The sequence below is a fragment of the Halorubrum sp. SP3 genome (assembly GCF_005435195.1).
GTDB lineage: Archaea > Halobacteriota > Halobacteria > Halobacteriales > Haloferacaceae > Halorubrum > Halorubrum sodomense.
The window spans coordinates 276-535 of record NZ_SGTU01000293.1 but is presented as its reverse complement, the minus strand read 5'-3'; the positions used below and the strand labels follow the sequence as shown (position 1 = coordinate 535).

The window sequence follows — 260 nt, the reverse complement described above, 5'->3', positions numbered from 1 at the left end:
CATCATCTCGGGAGAGCCCGAGAACGCTCTGCCCGAAGAGCATCCCGCGACGGCGACGCTCGACGACTTACGTACGTCGCTGGCTGAGTCGCGCTACCTCGACTACCTTAGCGACCTCGGTGATCTCGTTGTCGACCAGATCGAGGACGGCTCGCCGTTCGTCGGTGAGAACTACGCCCACCAGTTCTTCGACCAGGAACAAGAACACCTCCAGAGCGGCCAGAGCGTTGCGTTGTTCATCGTCGACGCACTGCGCTTCG

General features: G+C 61.5%; 1 pseudogene. It reads left to right on the top strand.

From position 1 onward, the window contains the following. Positions 1 to 260: pseudogene (locus tag EXE42_RS20425) on the top strand (BREX-5 system phosphatase PglZ); the annotation flags it as partial.